16 protein-coding genes and 1 other RNA gene are annotated in these 17,590 nt (G+C 44.6%); 4 read left to right on the top strand and 13 right to left on the bottom strand.

Annotated features, from left to right (window positions below; translation table 11 throughout):
• Window positions 1-76 precede the first annotated feature (76 nt).
• The 11 genes from SWH54_18360 to SWH54_18310 form a co-directional block, all read right to left on the bottom strand.
• Entirely contained in the window at window positions 77-1,603 is a 1,527-nt protein-coding gene (locus tag SWH54_18360; GenBank protein MDY6793235.1) for an AMP-binding protein, read from the bottom strand.
• 148 nt (window positions 1,604-1,751) lie between these two features.
• Complete coding sequence (locus SWH54_18355; protein MDY6793234.1) at window positions 1,752-2,348, bottom strand: hypothetical protein; 597 nt, start codon at window positions 2,346-2,348, stop codon at window positions 1,752-1,754.
• 27 nt (window positions 2,349-2,375) lie between these two features.
• On the bottom strand, window positions 2,376-3,173 hold the full coding sequence (locus SWH54_18350; GenBank protein ID MDY6793233.1) for an ABC transporter ATP-binding protein: 798 nt from the start codon (window positions 3,171-3,173) through the stop codon (window positions 2,376-2,378).
• 48 nt (window positions 3,174-3,221) lie between these two features.
• Window positions 3,222-4,469, bottom strand: coding sequence for an ABC transporter substrate-binding protein (locus tag SWH54_18345; protein MDY6793232.1), 1,248 nt, complete (start codon window positions 4,467-4,469; stop codon window positions 3,222-3,224).
• Window positions 4,470-4,545: 76 nt separating this feature from the next.
• Window positions 4,546-5,646: a branched-chain amino acid ABC transporter permease gene (locus tag SWH54_18340; protein ID MDY6793231.1), complete on the bottom strand. Its 1,101-nt coding sequence runs from the start codon at window positions 5,644-5,646 to the stop codon at window positions 4,546-4,548.
• Window positions 5,647-5,789: 143 nt separating this feature from the next.
• Entirely contained in the window at window positions 5,790-6,674 is an 885-nt protein-coding gene (locus SWH54_18335) for a branched-chain amino acid ABC transporter permease (GenBank protein MDY6793230.1), read from the bottom strand.
• A gap of 15 nt (window positions 6,675-6,689) precedes the next feature.
• Window positions 6,690-8,597 (bottom strand): AMP-binding protein, encoded by a 1,908-nt coding sequence (locus SWH54_18330; protein ID MDY6793229.1) that lies wholly within the window; start codon window positions 8,595-8,597, stop codon window positions 6,690-6,692.
• Window positions 8,598-8,622: 25 nt separating this feature from the next.
• A complete protein-coding gene (locus SWH54_18325) occupies window positions 8,623-9,384 on the bottom strand; it encodes an ABC transporter ATP-binding protein (protein ID MDY6793228.1) in 762 nt (253 codons plus the stop codon).
• 257 nt (window positions 9,385-9,641) lie between these two features.
• Complete coding sequence (locus SWH54_18320; GenBank protein ID MDY6793227.1) at window positions 9,642-11,225, bottom strand: PAS domain S-box protein; 1,584 nt, start codon at window positions 11,223-11,225, stop codon at window positions 9,642-9,644.
• The gene (locus SWH54_18315) at window positions 11,222-11,872 is read right to left on the bottom strand and encodes a TIGR00730 family Rossman fold protein (protein MDY6793226.1); all 651 of its coding nucleotides are present in this window, start codon (window positions 11,870-11,872) and stop codon (window positions 11,222-11,224) included. The genes SWH54_18320 and SWH54_18315 overlap by 4 nt, the downstream gene beginning before the upstream one ends.
• 279 nt (window positions 11,873-12,151) lie before the next feature.
• The gene (locus SWH54_18310) at window positions 12,152-12,370 is read right to left on the bottom strand and encodes a UXX-star (seleno)protein family 1 (GenBank protein ID MDY6793225.1); all 219 of its coding nucleotides are present in this window, start codon (window positions 12,368-12,370) and stop codon (window positions 12,152-12,154) included.
• A 200-nt stretch (window positions 12,371-12,570) separates the two neighbouring features.
• Between SWH54_18310 and SWH54_18305 the strand changes: the two genes are divergently transcribed.
• The 3 genes from SWH54_18305 to smpB all read left to right on the top strand — a co-directional run bounded on the left by SWH54_18305 (window position 12,571) and on the right by smpB (window position 15,411).
• On the top strand, window positions 12,571-12,852 hold the full coding sequence (locus SWH54_18305) for an HPr family phosphocarrier protein (GenBank protein ID MDY6793224.1): 282 nt from the start codon (window positions 12,571-12,573) through the stop codon (window positions 12,850-12,852).
• 6 nt (window positions 12,853-12,858) lie between these two features.
• Window positions 12,859-14,628, top strand: a complete 1,770-nt coding sequence (gene ptsP, locus SWH54_18300) for a phosphoenolpyruvate--protein phosphotransferase (GenBank protein ID MDY6793223.1) — start codon at window positions 12,859-12,861, stop codon at window positions 14,626-14,628.
• 324 nt (window positions 14,629-14,952) lie between these two features.
• Window positions 14,953-15,411: an SsrA-binding protein SmpB gene (gene smpB / locus SWH54_18295; GenBank protein ID MDY6793222.1), complete on the top strand. Its 459-nt coding sequence runs from the start codon at window positions 14,953-14,955 to the stop codon at window positions 15,409-15,411.
• On the opposite strand, the gene SWH54_18290 is transcribed toward smpB, so the two are convergent.
• Both SWH54_18290 and SWH54_18285 read right to left on the bottom strand, forming a co-directional pair.
• Window positions 15,405-16,613, bottom strand: a complete 1,209-nt coding sequence (locus tag SWH54_18290; protein ID MDY6793221.1) for a type II toxin-antitoxin system HipA family toxin — start codon at window positions 16,611-16,613, stop codon at window positions 15,405-15,407. The two genes, smpB and SWH54_18290, sit on opposite strands and share 7 nt — an antisense overlap.
• Window positions 16,603-16,956 carry a hypothetical protein gene (locus SWH54_18285; GenBank protein ID MDY6793220.1) on the bottom strand — a complete coding sequence of 118 codons (354 nt, stop codon included), beginning with the start codon at window positions 16,954-16,956 and terminating at the stop codon, window positions 16,603-16,605. Before SWH54_18285 ends, SWH54_18290 begins: the two co-directional genes overlap by 11 nt.
• Window positions 16,957-17,234: 278 nt before the next feature.
• Between SWH54_18285 and ssrA the strand changes: the two genes are divergently transcribed.
• Window positions 17,235-17,590: a transfer-messenger RNA gene (gene ssrA / locus SWH54_18280) on the top strand.

Raw genomic sequence — 17,590 nt, 5'->3', positions numbered from 1 at the left:
TGTATTAAACATCTGTGAAATATCAGTGAAAATCCGTGGTGAAAAATAAGAAAGGGCATTCTTGCAAGAGCGATCTTTATTGCTGGTCTCCACCGTACAATTCTTTTACTTTAGCTCTGTCCGGTGAACCGTCTTTTTGGAGGGGAATTTGATCTGCAAATTCAACGTACTGGGGTTTTTTGTAACGGGCGATACGCTCACCGACAAAATCGATCAGCTGTTTGGCATTAAGATTCTTTCCTTTTTTCAACTGGCAGACTGCCTTGATTCCCTCTTTCCATCTGGAATCCGGTACGCCAAATACAACGGTCTTTTCAACGGCGGGATGTTTTAATATCACTTTTTCAACTTCGGCAGGGTAAACATTTTCACCGCCAGGCTTGATAAGCTCCTTCTCCGCCTTACGCCCGGCGTAAAAAAGGAAACCTTCTTCATCAAAACGACCCAGGTCTCCGGTATGGTGCCACCCATCACGGAAGGTGTAAGCATTTTCTTTAGGAAGATTCCAATAGCCCTTAAAAATCATGGGGCCCTTCATGGTAATTTCACCCACCTGGCCTGTGGGAACCGGCTGATCATCGTCATCCACCAGTCTTATTTCAGCCAGTGAAATGGTTTTCCCGGCCGAACCCGGTCTTGCATTATAACGTCCCAAAGTAGCAACACATGATGTCTCGGTTTGCCCATACATGCAATAGAAGGTGCCGCCTGTCATCTTTTGATATTCTTTAATATCTTCGGGCGTACCGAGTCCGATGACTGACTTTAGCGTGTGGATTTCTCTTTTGGTTTCTTTGGATGCTTTCAGAATAGATGACAGAATCGGCGGAAAATCGAACAAAAGAGAGACTCTTTCTTCTTCAATGAGCTCCACCGCCTTTTGCGCATCAAATTTGCGCATGTTAATATTGACAACCCCTGCATGAAAGCTGTTGGTGGCCATGAAAAGTCCGCCCACATGAAAAAGGGGCAGAAGGTTTAAATGAACATCCTTTGGCGTCATATTGAAACAGTAATTAAGGTGCATATTTGCGCACAAGACATTTCCATGGCTCAGCAAAGCCCCTCTAGGCCTCCCTGCAACTGCCGCGGTATGGATAATAACAAAACCATCATCGGTTGAAACTTCAGCGGGCTCCACATCACCCAAAGTATCCAGCAAAGGCGCAATATCAAGGAACCTGCCTCCTTTTATCTGCAGATTGTAATATTTCTTTATTGAGGTCAGTTTTTCTTTCGCTCCTTCGATCAGTTCCTGATACTCTTCGTCAACAAAAATAACCTCGGGCTCGCAATCATTCAGGTTAAAGATGATCTCGTCTGTAGAAAGCCTCCAGTTAATCGGGAGTACGATCGCTCCCAGTGCAGCAGCCGCACTGTATAAAAGAAAATATTCAAGGCTGTTTTTCCCCAGAACACCTATACGGTCGCCCTTTTTTATGCCCGATTTTTGCAGGCCGCAGGCAAAACGATCGACCGTTTCTTTGAACTGTCCAAATGATAACGCCCTGCCGTCGTCAACCTCAAACCAGGCCGGTCTGTTTTTAAAGCAGACTGCATTTCGATTTATCACATCATAAAAGGTAAAGTCGTATAGTCCCATGGAAATATGACCTCCATAGCGAACTGCTTATTAAAAACGCAGGTATATTAATCCGCTCTCACCCTACCCCTCTCCTTCAAGCAAAAGAGGGGCGGGTGGGCAGTATATATTAAGCATTTAAGTAAATAATGGTTCTGTAGTGGTTTTATTAAGGAAATGTGGCGTTAAATTGAGATACCTTGACAACACCATCAGCCTTGAAAACAGCCGCACCTTGTTTAACGTGAACAGGTATTTCATACTTGGGAATTCCCAGCCACCATTTTTCCAGAGCCGCCCAAGCATTTGTTTTCTTCTCCTTTAATTTAAACCCACCGGTCACCAGCAAACTCAACAACGACTGTCTGACATCAAAGTGAGCATGCACCAGCACCTGGTTTGTCTTGCCTGCAGGTATCCATTGAGTAGCCACTGTGCTGACCGTATTGAGCTCAAATTCCTCAAATGCCACAGTGAATTTTAAATTTTCCAGGAGTATGGGATACGAATTGGGGTTTTCAATGTTGAAGGTAAACGCCAAGTCAAGGGGGGCTCCAACATTTGCAGGTTTTCCCTTGGTGGTTTTTGTTTTACTTGAAAAATACCAGTATCCAAAAGCATGGGCCACTTCCATGGAATCCAAAGTAACCACCGGCGCCTTGAAATTGCCTTCAGTCGGCTTCGCCATCAGACCGGCACAACCGGTCATAAAGGCTACTATTATGAAAAGACTAAAACATGTAAACAAAATCGATTTTTTATGCATTGTTTCCTCCCTTACTAATTTTAAGGGTTAGGTAAGCCATCTTTTTCTCCGCTTGTAGTGCTTCACATCGCGAAAACTTTTTCTTCCCCCAAAATCGGTCATCCCCAGATAGAAATCTTTGATATCCGGGTTATCTCTGAGCTTTTCGGAAGTGTCATCCATCACAATACGTCCGTTTTCCATCACATAAGCATGGGGAGCAATGTTTAAAGCCAGCTTGGCGTTCTGCTCCACCAGAAGAATGGAAATTTTTTCTTCCTTGTTGAGTTGGGTAATAATATTAAAGATTTCATGGATAAGAAGCGGAGCCAGACCCATGGAAGGTTCATCTAAAAGAATCAGTTTGGGACTGGTCATCAACGCACGGCCGACCACCGTCATCTGCTGTTCACCCCCACTGATGAATCCGGCAACTTCATTGCGCTTTTCCTTTAACCTGGGGAAATAGTTATACACCATCTCCAGACCGTCCTTTATGGACCTTCCGTACTTTTTCATATGGGCGCCCACTTTCAGGTTTTCTTCCACGGTCAGATGCTCAAACACTCTTCGACCTTCGATCACCTGGACAATGCCCATTTTGGCAATCTTTTCAGCACCCAGCTTATCTATGCGCTCACCCATGAATTCAATCGACCCGTCGGTAACCTTGCCGTCTTCATGTTTTAAAAGACCGGATATCGCCTTTAAGGTCGTACTCTTTCCCGCTCCGTTGGCACCCAAAAGCGCCACTATGCCTCCTTCGGGAATTTCGATGGAAACACCTTTGATTACCAGGATGACTTCATGGTACTTTACTTCAATATTATTGATTTTTAAGATCATATTATCGTTTGACAAAGCCTTAAGACCTCCCTGAGGGTTGAAAAAAGATTACCAGCCGAGCCACTCATTCGCCCATTTATCAGGCCATTCTTTTTTTAGATCTACCTCATCAAGCAGCTCAAATTTCCCGTTTTTATACTCGTAGATTTTTGCCTCGCTTTGAGGTCGGTGATCCTTTGACGTGAAAGTAGACGGTGCGATGCCCAAGCCAATTTCATAATTTCTCATGGTCTCAAAACCCTTTTTCAGTATTCCCTCGCCCGACAAATCACCGGCTTTATCCGCCCTTTTTAATGCTTCAACAAGGCCTAACGCATTGGCCCATGCCTGAACGGTATGGATCGTCCGTTTTTCAGGAGGAATTCCAGGGTTATATTTTTTGGCATACTCTTTCACTTTGTCCATCAACGGAACATCAAGGCCGAAAAATGCCCATGGCGAACATCCGATGGCACCTTCAGCAGCTTTACCCGCCAGCTTGGGCAGGTTCTCATCAAATCCCCAGCATTTAATGATGTTATCAGCGCCAAGATCAAGTGCATATGCATCCCGCAGGGTTGCGGCAACGGACATCACCGTATTGGTATGCAAAAGGACATCGGGTTTGAATTCTTTTAACGCTAAAATCTGGCTCTTGGTATCAATGGCAAATAAAGACACGTCCTGATCCGGGCCGATTTCAAATCCAAGAAGTTTTGCCTGATCCTTTGCTGCTTTTATGGATGCGCTGCTAAAAGGTGAGGCAAACATATAACACATGGCGATTCGGGGTTTACGCTTTTTGTAATCCGATTTGGTGGGCCACTTTTTTCTGTGCCAGGCAGTAATAAGGCCACGGGACTGTGTTGAATAATCCGTTGAAAAGAAAAGGTTATACGGCGTCTTTTCAGGGTTGCACAGATGCCCGGAATACGATCCCGATACATAGGGCATCTTATCTTTTGCAACGGTTGGTGCCAAAGCCTCTGTATCTCCTGTTCCCCACCCTAAAACTGCTACACATTTCAACCGTTTAAAAAGGTTATACTTTGTCAGTGCTTCAGGAATACGATATCCATAATCAAACTGGTACAGTTTAATCTTTTTGCCGTTTATTCCACCTGTATCATTTACATAATGAATGGCTTCAGCGATACCCAATGCATAGTCTTTTCCAACGTCCGACGTTGCACCGGTCATGTCGTTGAGCGCGCCCACTTTAATGGATGCAGCTCCTGCCATGGAAGTAAATCCCATGATAAGAATCACCGCAAATATAAATGTAAAAAACTTTGACCACATACTTCTTGTAAACATAATTTCTCCCCCTTTTTTAAGAGAGTATTTTTGCCAAAGGGTTTTTACCAGATTTAAAAAATATCACCTCCTTTAATTAATATGAAAATGGCCACAAGTTAAAATAATTTTTTATCTGCCACCAGCGATAGGCCAGGCCGTTTGGTTCAAATATCATGAATGCACAGATAGCCAGTCCAAAAACAGCTTCCTTTATAAACAAAAAGTCCATCAAAAGCTTAGGAAAGGTATCAGCAAGGGGCATCACGGCAAGCTGTAAGGCTTCCATAATGACCACCATAAATAGTGAACCAAAAATGGCTCCATGAATAGAGCCTGCCCCTCCAATGAGAATTACACCGACCAGCCATAGAGACCAGAACCAGGGAAAATGTTCCGGGCTGATGGCGGCCAGATTGCTGATCCATAATGCACCGGCAATCCCCCCGATAAACCCGGCTGCGAAGAATGCCAACAACTTGTACTTGAAAACATTAATACCCATTACTTCAGCAGAAATATCATTATCCCTGATGGCCACCCAGGCCCTGCCGACTTTTGAACGTAGCAGGTTAGCCATGGCAACGGTACATAAAATTACAAAAATAATCATCATAAAATAAACTTTAAGATCACTGTCAATCACCCAGGGCCCGACCTTAATGGTTCCCGGCGGCAGGGAAAAGGCCTGTCCCCGCCCACCGATCTGGCTGATATACTGCGTAATGATCAGATCCACGGTAATAAACTGCGCGGCCATGGTGGTTAAGATAAGATAAAACCCCTTTACCCTGGCAGAAGGAAGCCCGAACAGCACACTCCACACGCCTGCAACAATGGCAGCCACAAAAATGCTGATCGGATATGCCAGTCCCGAGTCCAAAAGAAATTTAGGCCAGGGAAACTCCAGAATAAGCAGGGTGCTGGTGTAGGCACCCACCGCAATAAAGGCGGCATGACCCAGTGTAATCTGTCCGCAAAAACCAATGAGAAGCTGCACCCCTAATGCCCCCAGGATTGTATAACCTATCAGGTTGCATATGCTTAGCATGTAAGAATCGGAAACCATAGGAATAACCAAAAAAAGAATCAGCGCAAGAAGGGCCATCTTTCCCTTGATGAACTTCGTCTGCCACCATGCATGATCTTCGGCATAGTTTTGGTGGTAATTGCCACAGGGAAGCCAAGTTGTTGACATAGGATAACTCCGTATTATTTAGTTGTTTAAAATTTTAAAATGGAACCCATAAGGTTTTTGTTTTATACTCATTGGTAACGGCTGCGTATTTAAATCATATTGTCTCTAAGTATTATCACTTATCACTTTGAATCCAAAACACTCTACACGCGTTCAATCCGCTCCCATCCCCATAGCCCGTGGGGCTTAAAAAACAGAAAAACGGCCATGAACACAAAAGGTGCAATCTCTTTTACCGCACCCGGGAAGTAACGATCCAGGTAGGCCCCGCACAAATTCTGTAATATTCCAATACTCATTCCACCGACAATGGCCCCAGGTATGGAATTTAAGCCTCCCAGCACCACTGCAGGCAAAACAAGCAATCCCAGATAACCCACTGATATATTGAGCCCGTTAATATTTCCCAAAAGAGTACCCCCCACACCGGCTGCCATAAATGCAATGGCCCAGGCGGCGGCATAAACAAAACGAGCACTGACACCAAGGGACAGAGCGGCCATCTCGTCATCAGCCGTGGCCTGCATGGCAAGGCCCCAGCGTGTATATTTGAAAAAGGAGACAAAAATAACCAGCAGCAGAATGGCTGCCACAAAGCTCCACAGATAGACCTTGCCGATCACCAGCGGCCCGAAATGAATCGGTTCGATTGAAAAAACAGGCGGAGTAAATACGCGTGTATCCGTACCCCATATCAATTCCACACTCCCCTTAAAGAAAAAAGAAAGTCCCACAGTAACCATGATGACTGTCAGAACCGGTTCCCCTATGAGTTTGTCCAGAAAGACCCTTTCGGTGATAACTCCCAGAATAAAACCTATGATAAGGGAAAACAAAAGCGATAGAAGAAAGGGGACCCCCATGGAATAAAAACTTAAGGACATATAAGCGCCGATGAGAGTCATTTCACCCATGGCCAGGTTCAGAACGCCTGAACACTTATAGATCAGCACCCATCCCAGAGCAACGAGCGCATAAATACCTCCGACCATAATTCCTGAAGTAATTGTCATTAAAAAAAGATCCATTCAGTTTTCTCCTTTTTAGTCTATTGCCTTTCTGATATGCATATCGGTCTGGATATGGGCTTCGCGCCCATCTTCATACTTAATGGTTGTATCGATGTGTACCGTATCCGCATCAGAATATAGAGCATCGAGAATTTCTTTGTATCGTTTTTCCACAAATTTTCTGCGCAATTTCCTTGTTCGGGTGAGCTCATCATCATCCGGATCCAGTTCTTTATACAGACTGGTAAATTTGGTGACTTTGGCTGCCTCCGGCAGATCCTTATTTGCCTGGCGAATTTGTTTCTCAATCAAATCGTAAACTTCTTGTTTTTGAGAAAGCTCCGTATAACTGGTGTAATTGATCTTCTTTTCATCCGCCCACTTGCCCACCACCCCGTAATCGATACAAAGCACCGCCGTAATATAATCTTTCTTATCCCCGATGACCCAGGAATCTTTTACATAGGGGCTGAATTTCAAGCGTGTTTCCAGATACTGGGGAGCAAAGGGTTTGCCGTCTCTTAAGGTAAAAACATCTTTTGTACGATCAAAAACAACCAGATGGCCATCGTCGTCGATAAATCCCCGGTCATCCGAATGAAGCCAGCCGTCTTTTAATGCGCTGGCAGTGGCTTCGGGGTTTTTATAATAGCCTAAGAAAACGGATGAGCTTTTGGTTATGATTTCACCATCTTCGGTAATTTTGATTTCCGTGCCGGGAATCGGATGCCCCACCGTATCAAACTTGATGTCTCCACTTTTATGAACCACCGAAATTCCGGCAACCTCGGTCTGCCCGTAAATCTGTTTCAGGTTTACACCCAGGGCATGGAAAAATCGGAAATGATCCGGCCCCATGGCAGCACCACCGGTATAAGCATTGCGCACATTGGATAGCCCCAGATGGTCTTTGAGTTTATTCTGCACAGTGATGGAAGCCAACCACTGTAAAAATTTCCAGAACCAGGGTGTCGGTTTTTTATCAAATTTTAAATTGGCCACATGGTATCCGATTGTGGTGGAAAGCTCATAAATCTTGCGTTTGCTCCATGTTGAATCAAGATGTTTGACCTGAACCCTTCGGGTCATTTCTTCGTACATCCTCGGCGGGGCAAACATCACATGGGGACCGATCTCCCGAATATTCTCCTGGGCGGTTTCCGGGGCCTCGGGGAAATTGATGGTATATCCGATCTGAAGACCGCAGGAAATCGACATCATCTGTTCCCCGATCCAGGCAAATGGAAGATACGACACATAGTCATCCGTATCCAGGCACGGGTCTACGGTCATGAGGTGTTTTCCCATGGTCAGCATGTTGTTGTGAGATAAAAGGGCACCCTTCGGCAAAGACGTGGTCCCGGACGTATAAAAAAGGAGGGCCACTTCGTCTCCATGCCCCTTGTAAGCCAACTCTTTAAAAAGGCCAGGCTCTTTTTTATCCAGTTCCCGGCCCAGGTCCATAACCTCCTTGAGACTGATCAGGTAATCCTGATCATAATTTCTCATCCCTTTGGGATCGTCCCATATGATCTTTTCCAGTTTGGGACATTCATGAAAAATGGACATGCCCTTGTCCACCTCTTCCTGGCCCTCGCCGAAAAGAAACCGGGTATCTGAATGGTCGACAATATATTTGACTTCATCGACCAGACAGTCCTGAAACAGCCATACACCCACTCCCCGCGCGCACAGAGCGGCCATTTCCGCCCAAAGACCCTCCGGACGGTTATCACCGATCATGGAAACCTTATCCCCTTCTTTAAGACCCAGGCTGACCAACCCTAAAGCAATGTATTTTACATTTTCAAAATAATCCTGCCAGGTCACCGGACGCCAGATGCCGAACTCTTTCTCCCGCATGGCCACCCGGTCTTTGCCGTACTTCTTTGCCTGCTCAAAGAATAGTTTTGGAATCGTCAGTTCTTTTGTAATTTCCATTCCTTTTCCTTAGTTTTTTAGCTGTTTATGCCCTAGTGGCATACAATTCTTCTTCACCCAGGTAGGCCTTAATCACTTCAGGATTGTTCTGGACTTCCTCAGGTGTCCCGTCCATAATCATATTACCGAAGTTAAGCACAAATATTTCTTCTGAAAGATCCATCACCACCCCCATATCATGTTCCACCAGGATACAGGTGACCTTCCAGCGCTTTTCTTCATTTACATCCAGAATAAACCTGGCCATGTCTTCCACTTCTTCCAGGTTCAGACCGGCCAACGGTTCATCAAGGATTAAAATTTCAGGTCCCAATGCAAGGGCCCGGCCCAGTTCGACCCTTTTCTGAAGGCCGTAAGGGAGCATCCCCACCGGTTTGCTCCGGATGGATTCAATCTCTAAAAGGTCAATGATTTCTTCTTCGATAAACGTTCGGTGCTCTATTTCTTCCTTGGCCGATTTCCCCAGATAGAGTGAACCGCTGAGCATACCCGATTTATAGTGAATGTGACGACCAAGACGTATATTATCCAGCACCGTCATACCGCCAAAAACTTCAACTTTCTGGAACGTTCTGGCCAATCCCAGTTTGGCCCTCTCATACGGCTTAAGATGGTTTATTTTTTGTCCTTTAAAATAGACCCCACCCTTTTGCGGGTGGTAAAGACCGTTGATCACATTCATCATCACCGTCTTACCCGCCCCGTTCGGCCCGATAATAGAATGGATTTGCCCCTTTTTGACTTTCAAACTGATACCGTTAAGGGCTTTCACTTTCCCAAAAGACATGTGGACATCCTCGAGCTCCAGCAGGATATCATTTTGATTTTGCTCATTTGCCACGACCAAAATAAAGGCCTCCTTCTTTTTGTAACTGTTTTTTATGGATTTTTCTTTAAAATATGAATGTCACTCATTTTTTTAAGATATTATCTATGAATGAAACCATAGCTACAATGTATCTTTCATTTAGTCAATAGAATAAATACTTTTAATCATAAAATGTCAAGTTGATAATATAGTGGGTTATTAGTGGGTAATAACCACTACCGATCGTAGGATAAGAGGTGGGACCTGAGGTTAATTTTTTTGTTTTTCAACCCCAGTTTGCTGCGAATATTGTGTCGGTGAAATAAAATGGTGTTTTTTGACAGAAACAGCAAATCTGCGATCTCCTTGTTGGTCTTCCCGTCCTTGACCAGATTGGCCACCCGTATTTCCATGGGGGTGAAATTAAAATATTTTGAGGATACTTTACTTATAAAAGGAGAAATGATGTTGCTTAAATTGGATTCAAGAATATTGACCAGGGTTTTTTGGTTGGTACCCAGTTTACTCTTGTTTAGCCTTTCCACATATGGGGTAATCAGCTCTTTGACATTGGAAAGCACGTTTTCACCGAGCTCCTTTTTATCCTCTTCTCTCTGTTTTAACAGAACTTTCAAGGCAGTATTCACCTCTTCAAGGTGCTGAGACTGGGCTTCCAGCTCCACCTCGCGCTTTAACAAGGCTTCTTCGGCTCGTTTTCGTTCCTCCACCTCCTGGATGAGCTTTTTGTTGATCTTGGCCAGCTCTTTGGTACGTTCTTCAACCAGCACTTCTAAGTGATCATGATACTTTTTTAATTGTTTTTCCGCCTTTTTACGTGCACTGATATCGCGCAGAGTAACGATGTTCCCGGTTAATTTGCCTTCCCGGTTTAAATACAGCGTGGAGCTGAGTTGAACATCCAGCAGATGACCATCTTTCGTCAGCCGCTTTGTTTCGAACAGCTGTATTTTTTTACCCGCTAGCATGTTCTCTATGGCTTTTTTTGTTTCCGGCCAGTTTTCTTTGGGAACAAAATCGATTTGACTGCCCAGCACCTCCTGGCTGGAAAAGCCGAAAGTCTGTTCAAAGGCGGGGTTTACGTATGTCGCGTTTCCCTCTACATCATAAACCACCACCGGATCGGGTGAAGATTCCAGCAGCAGGCGATACCGCTCTTCGCTTTGCCGCAATATTGTCTCAGTCTTTTTACGCTCGGCCAGCTCCCGGCGAACATCCGAATAGAGTTTCGCCTTTTCCAGAGCGATCAGGGCGATTTCGGCAAAACGTTCCAATACGGTTATGTCCTCAGCATGAAATTTTTTTTCCTTATCCACGTGGGATAACCCGATCACACCCAAAACGCCTGATTCTGTTTTTAAAGGAATGCCGACGGAGGCGCAAAGTGGGTCAAGAGAACTGTCCGGCAATCTATCATCCCATAAGCTGTAGTCATCCACAACCATCGGCTGCTCGGTCTTCCAGATTACCCCGCCCAATCCTTCATCCAGCCTCACTCTGCGACCCAGTTGACTGTTGAAAAAACCCATGACCACCCGCATCTCCATTTCCATCTCGCCGGGTTCGAGTAAATAAATAAAACCGTGTTCCGTCCCTGTTAATAGTGCCGCCCGGTTTAATACAGACTCTAAAAGCTCCTTTCTGTCCAGCCGGTTGATCAAACCCACCGATGTTTCATGCAAAGCCGTCAGGTATTCATTCTGATTCCACGCCGCTTTTGCGGATTCTTCCAGCCTTAAATTTTCCCTTTTCAGCTCCTCGACCCTGTGCTGCATTTTTTCTATTGCCGGACTGTCGCTCATATAATGACCATCTTTTTCACCACGTTAACAATTTCTTCGGGATCATCCATGAGCTGCAATATATCAAAATCTTCAGGCGATATCCGTTTTTCTTCCAGCAAACGTGATTTTATCCAGTCTTTGAGCCCGGACCAATAATCAGAACCCACCAGAATGATGGGGAAAGGCCTTATGCGGCGGGTTTGAACAAGGGTTACCGCTTCAAAAAGCTCATCCAAAGTGCCGAAACCGCCCGGCATAATAATATAAGCAAAGGCATATTTAATAAACATCACTTTACGGATGAAAAAATAATTGAAATCAAGGTTAAGATTGGAATACTTATTCGGCTCCTGCTCAAAGGGAAGCACAATATTAAGCCCGACAGAAGTGCCTCCGGCTTCAGCTGCACCCTTATTGGCAGCCTCCATGACACCGCCCCCGCCACCGGTAATCACTGCAAAGTTGTTTTTAACAAAAAAAGAGGCAATTTTTTCAGCTTTTTTATATTCGGGATCGTCCGGTTTGGTCCTGGCTGATCCGAATATACTTACCGCCGGTCCGACATCATGCAGATTATCAACGCCATCGACAAATTCACCCATGATTTTAAACAAACGCCATGATTCTCCTATTTTAAAATCGTCCACCAGAAATTGTTTTTCCATTTTTATCATTTTCTCCTGATCCGGGAAATCAAACACTAGGCCTGTTGACCGCTTTGCTTGAGGAGCACTTCGTTTGATGAGCGCTTCGCTTAAAGAGCGCTACGCTTTAGGCTTAAAGTCCCGCATAGCGAGACGCTCTTCAAGGCCGCTTGTCACGGCGTAGCCAGAGGCGAAGTCTGAAAGGCCGCTCATCAAGTCCCGAAGGGACGCTCTTTGAAGCCCGAAGGGCTGCTCCTTCTAACTTTTTTTAACCGGCATACAGCCGATATTTTAAACCTTTCATGATTTCCCGTTATACCCGATAAGGGTCTTACCATCTGCAATAATAACCGGAACCTTACGTTTCCCGCTGGAATACTTCAGCATGGTATGAAGTTTGTCAGTCTGGGATGATACATCAAAATATTCCACCTCCCGGCCTTCCGCTGCATAAGCTTCACGAGCCGCAGTAGTAAATGGTCAGGTATTTTTACCGAATATCAGTACGCTATCTGGCATTTTTTATACCTCCTTAATTTTACTGTTATAGACCGTTGAAATTCATAACCGTCCACAGTTGTCGCTTTACAGTTCACCGCTTTCTCAGGCGTAAACCGGTAACTGTAAACCATAAACAACAAAATTTTCTATCAACCGCTGGGTCCTTTGTCAATGATTTCAGATTGACATATATCCTGTCTGTTGATAGTTGGAGAGTTATGAGCAAGCTGAATTTTGCATTCTCAAAGGAAGTGGTGATTGTAAACGAACTTGGACTTCACGCGCGCTCAGCAGCAAAAATAGCAAAACTTGCACAAAATGCGAAATCAAACATATGGTTGATCAAGGACAACCAGAAAGTGGACGCTTCCAGTATCATTGATATACTTACACTTGCCTGCGCAAAAGGATCAACAATAGCGCTGTCCGCTGACAGTCGATCGGATATCGATATTATAAATGACATCATAGCTCTGGTAGAAAAAGGGTTTGAGGAATAAAAGGGTATGCCGGAACAGAACACAGGTGAAATAAGAATTCACGGAATAAGCGCTTCCCCTGGAATATCCATAGGTAAGGCTTACATCGTCGATAAAGAAGGCGTCGATGTGGTCGAGAAATATCTTATCAGGGAAAAACAGTTAAAAAATGAGACCAACCGTTTTAAAGCCGCCGTAAAAAAATCAAGGGATGAACTGGATGTAATTATTAACGACACACCGGAAGAACTGCGGCAGCATGTTTCTATACTTGAAGCCCAGAAAGTGCTTCTTAAAGACAAAAAACTTTATGAAAAAACCATAAAAATAATTAAAAGTGAACGGGTTAACGCTGAGTGGGCACTTAAGAAAGCTGTAACAAGCATCAAATCGATGTTTAGAAAATTGCCGGATTCCTATCTGAAGGAACGGATGGAGGATATTGATCATGCGTCCGATCTGATTATCCGAAATCTTGTCGGGGTAAAACAGGTAAATATCGGAGAAATATATAAGCGGGTCATACTGGTGGCACACAATCTTTCCCCTGCGGAAACAAGCCAGATACAATTAGAAAAAATTAAAGCATTTGTCACCGACAGAGGCAGTATGGCATCCCACACAGCCATCGTCGCCCGTACTCTTGAAATACCAGCAGTGTTGGGGCTTGCAGATGCGACCAATATTATTCAAAACGATGATGTGATCATTGTTGACGGTATGCTCGGCATGGTGGTTATTCATCCTCATGAGCAGACTCTCATAGAGTTTGCCGAACGAAAGATCAGATACGATGAGTATAAAGCTGCCATCACCAGGACCGGCCATTTCCCTGCCAAGACAACGGACGGAATCCAACTTAAGATTATGGGAAATATCGAACTTCATGAAGAAGTGGTATCCGTCATTAACTACGGCGGAGACGGTATCGGTCTGTTAAGGACGGAATTCCAGTATTTAAGCCGTATTGATTTTCCCGCTGAAGATGAACTTTTTGATAACTACAAGGATGTCGTTGAAGTGATGGCTCCTAAACCGGTAACCATAAGGACCCTTGATATAAACGGCGACAAAGTTATTTCCCATGCTCCTTTTGAACAGGAAGTGAACCCTGCTCTTGGACTTCGCGGGATCAGGTACTGTTTGACAAAAACCGATGTGTTTATTACCCAGCTTCGCGCCATACTGCGGGCTGCCGCTTTTGGTCATGTTCGCATCATGTTTCCCATGATATCCACGCTGGATGAAATCTGCGAAGCTAAGAAGATCCTCAACGAAACGTCCGATTCTTTAGATAAGGAAGGCATCAAATTTAACAGGAATATTGAAATCGGAATCATGATAGAAGTCCCTTCGGCAGTGATCATGGCGGATTTGATGGCCAAAGAAGTCGATTTTTTCAGTATTGGCACCAACGATCTGATACAGTACTCCATGGCAATAGACAGGGAAAACCGAAAAGTGGCCCATCTTTATCGGTCTCTGGAGCCCGCTATTATCCGTATGATCAAGCATGTGGCCGATGTGGCCCAAAACAGCAATACCAAACTTTTTATGTGCGGCGAAATGGCCAGTTACCCGATCCACATACCGGTACTTCTGGGCATGGGAATGGATGAATTAAGCATGAACCCTCAATCCATACCGGAAGTAAAGGCCATGATCAGATCGCTCAGTGTGGAAAGTTCACAACAGATTATGAAAGATGTTTTGAAACAAACATCCGCCGATGGTATTTTTAACCTGTTGAAGGAATTTTACGGAGATATTCTTCCGGATAAAGAGTTTACCGGTTAAATCGTAGTCTTGCACAGGTCTCTCCTTATAAGTAATCTTGGATCATCTCCAAAAGTGTTGGTTGGATCAGGATAATAAGGATTTCAGGATTCAAGGAATCAGGGGTTCGAGTGGAAGTGACCGAAAAACAAATACATACAGAAAAAGCCTGAATCCTGGAGACGCCTTTCTATATAGACATACTTTAAAAATATTAAAAAGACAGGTGAAGAAGGCGCAAGTGTTTATATAATCTGTACCAGGCCGTTTACATTCACTTGAACCCTTAAAACCTCATATTCTCTTCTCCAACTGATTTGGAGGAGAATCTTATGGTAAATTTGAATTTTGGAAAATCACATAAAAATTGTCGCTGAAAATCGCAAAGCCCGGCATAACTATTTTATCGAGGACAAACTTGAAGCCGGAATAGCCCTTAAAGGAACCGAAGTCAAATCTCTAAGACTGGGCAGGGGGAATCTGAAGGATTCTTATGCCAAAATCGTCAACGGCGAGGTCTTTGTTCACCAGATGCACATCGGCCCCTATCCCTTTGCCTACTATGGAAATCACGACCCTTTAAGGCCCAGAAAACTTCTGCTGCACAAACATGAAATCAAAAGACTCTATGGCAAGGTGAATGAGAAAGGGTCTTCCCTGATCCCGCTTAGAGTGTATTTTAAGAGAGGCAAGGTAAAAATCACCCTGGCCATCGCCAAAGGCAAACGCAAATATGACAAACGCCAAGCCATTCGAAAACGCGATGAAAAAAGAGAGCTGGAAAGGGAAAGAAAAAATTACTGATAAAAAACTCCCTGTGATAGAACTGTAGATCTTCGCAACAATTCAGATTGAACCTTTGTCAAACCCGCATAATCAGAGGCCTCCGCCCAAAGCGTTTCGATTTTATCAACCAGTTCTTCCTTAATGGAAGCAGCTTTGTCTTTTGTGATCCCGAAAAGGCCCGATTCCGATAGAGCATTCTTTACGGTACTTAAGCGGCCCTGTTTTCCGACAATCATGGCTTGGTTGGCAGTCAAACCGGATCGAAGCATCGGGCATATATCATAAGCCGGTGTCAGGTGATAATGCGTTCCGTCCCAGAAAAAAGAATGGTTTCTGGCATGATCATCATTATTCCCGATCAAAATATTAAACATCATGCGTCGAAAAAGCTGTGCGTTATCTCGCTCTGCATCTTTTCCATAACGTCTAATAAAGCCCGTCAGATCCAGATAAGACGCAAGACGGCTTTCGGTTTCATGGAGCTGTAAAGCTGTCAAGCCGCTAATCATAAATCGTCTTTTCATACCGTTTGCAACACGAATGCGGTCAAACCTTTCAATCAGCAAAACGTCCTTTCCCAGTGATTCAACCAAGCGTAAGGAAGGCACACGGATTTGGCACTGCCCGGCCATCCACATTGCGGCCAGCTCGCTCCGGACAACCGGGTACTGATCTGTGGTGGAGCTGAATTTGGCAATCCAACTAGACTGATTATCATAAAGCAATGCTTTTGGCCTGGCTCCCCCTACACTGGAGCCATGCACCAAAGCGGCGTCCAAGGTGGTCGGTAGCGGATGACCGTTTTCGATTAATCCGGCCGCTTCAACCAATTGCTCAATCGTTGCAGTTTCAAATTCATTTGGCTGATAACGATCGGATGATTCTTGTACCACCAAAGCGCCTATGCGATCTGGTCCTGCATTTAATAAATAATCAAACTCGGTGACTTTATTTTGATTCAGTCGGTATAAAAGTACCCTTCTTCCCCAGGCATCGGGTGCAGCATCCCGAATGGCACCATGCATCTCACCGATTCGTGGGCGGAAAGCGCCACCTTCCAGAGGCATCTCGCGTATATCCAATGAAATCGCATTCCTGCGTGCAAGATAGCTTTTGCCATAATAAAATTGAAGTTCTCCGGCTTTTTCCTGCAATTTGCCGCACAAAACCGGTTTAGTTTCATCCGGAAGCCATATCCAGACAAAAGCTTCAGAAGTCATTGTCTATATCATCCTTTAACTTTCGTATCCTTTCAGGCAAATGCTTACCAATTTTTTCCAGGTACGCGGCAACAGATGAGTCTGCTCGTAGCCCTCCAAAATCATTCCAAGAAAGTACCTGCAATCCAAGTATCCATGCAGTAGCGAGATAATTTCCGATCGCGACTTCAGGCGCACCTTTTTCCATCCGAACGATGGTCATTCGCCCCACACCCACACGATTTGCCAATTCCGCCTGTGTAAACTGCCTTTCCTTACGTCCGGAAGCGATCAGCATGCCCAGTTCCTTAAGCGCGTGACGAACCGGCAATGGCAAGTGATTTTCGATCTTTTTTCGCGCCATTGTCACACCTTCATAATGATTTATTAATAGATAACTAAGCCCATTAATGATCTATATATAAATCATATTGTGTAATGTCAACTCATTTTTTTGATGCAGGCGATGCGGTCAAAAGGTTCTCACGGCTAACCCAGACCAGTATACAAAGTATGCTTTTCTTTTTTATATGCTATCAAGTATCAATCACATAGAATATCAGCACATGGAATATCTTGACATTTTCCTCTTTTTTGCTTAATTTATAAATATATCAACTGTTCTTTTAAACTTCCCTTTTTGGGGGCGAAACGGCTTCGACGGGGATAAAGAAGCTTAGGCTGCATACCGAGCTCCTGTCCGCTCGTTAAACGACTGGAACTTAAATATAATCGCAGATGATTATGAATACGCCCTAGCTGCGTAAAGCAGCTAGCGTCCTGCAGGGTTTTTCCTGCGCACCCTGCAAGGGCGTCGACTAGCAGGATAGCCTAACCCGGATGTCTGTTCCGGGAAAGGCGAAACTTAAACAGACTAGTCTTTTTGGTATCCTGTCTGAAGGAGACTATCAAAGACGAACTTTAAATTTCAGACTAAGTATGTAGATGCCTGTGTGGAATATTTTCGGACGCGGGTTCGACTCCCGCCGCCTCCACCA

Source organism: Thermodesulfobacteriota bacterium (assembly GCA_034189135.1).
Lineage (GTDB): Bacteria > Desulfobacterota > Desulfobacteria > Desulfobacterales > JAUWMJ01 > JAUWMJ01.
This window is presented reverse-complemented; position numbering and strand designations above follow the sequence as displayed.

Bases quoted from the DNA above. Each gene is read 5' to 3' on its own strand.
- SWH54_18360 (MDY6793235.1), bottom strand. From the start codon at position 1,603: ATGGGACTATACGACTTTACCTTTTATGATGTGATAAATCGAAATGCA.
- SWH54_18320 (MDY6793227.1), bottom strand. From the start codon at position 11,225: ATGAGCGACAGTCCGGCAATAGAAAAAATGCAGCACAGGGTCGAGGAG.
- SWH54_18330 (MDY6793229.1), bottom strand. From the start codon at position 8,597: ATGGAAATTACAAAAGAACTGACGATTCCAAAACTATTCTTTGAGCAG.
- SWH54_18305 (MDY6793224.1), top strand. From the start codon at position 12,571: ATGAGCAAGCTGAATTTTGCATTCTCAAAGGAAGTGGTGATTGTAAAC.
- SWH54_18355 (MDY6793234.1), bottom strand. From the start codon at position 2,348: ATGCATAAAAAATCGATTTTGTTTACATGTTTTAGTCTTTTCATAATA.
- SWH54_18345 (MDY6793232.1), bottom strand. From the start codon at position 4,469: ATGTTTACAAGAAGTATGTGGTCAAAGTTTTTTACATTTATATTTGCG.
- SWH54_18325 (MDY6793228.1), bottom strand. From the start codon at position 9,384: ATGTCTTTTGGGAAAGTGAAAGCCCTTAACGGTATCAGTTTGAAAGTC.
- SWH54_18285 (MDY6793220.1), bottom strand. From the start codon at position 16,956: ATGGCGCGAAAAAAGATCGAAAATCACTTGCCATTGCCGGTTCGTCAC.
- ptsP (MDY6793223.1), top strand. From the start codon at position 12,859: ATGCCGGAACAGAACACAGGTGAAATAAGAATTCACGGAATAAGCGCT.
- SWH54_18350 (MDY6793233.1), bottom strand. From the start codon at position 3,173: ATGATCTTAAAAATCAATAATATTGAAGTAAAGTACCATGAAGTCATC.
- SWH54_18340 (MDY6793231.1), bottom strand. From the start codon at position 5,646: ATGTCAACAACTTGGCTTCCCTGTGGCAATTACCACCAAAACTATGCC.
- SWH54_18335 (MDY6793230.1), bottom strand. From the start codon at position 6,674: ATGGATCTTTTTTTAATGACAATTACTTCAGGAATTATGGTCGGAGGT.
- SWH54_18315 (MDY6793226.1), bottom strand. From the start codon at position 11,872: ATGGAAAAACAATTTCTGGTGGACGATTTTAAAATAGGAGAATCATGG.
- SWH54_18290 (MDY6793221.1), bottom strand. From the start codon at position 16,613: ATGACTTCTGAAGCTTTTGTCTGGATATGGCTTCCGGATGAAACTAAA.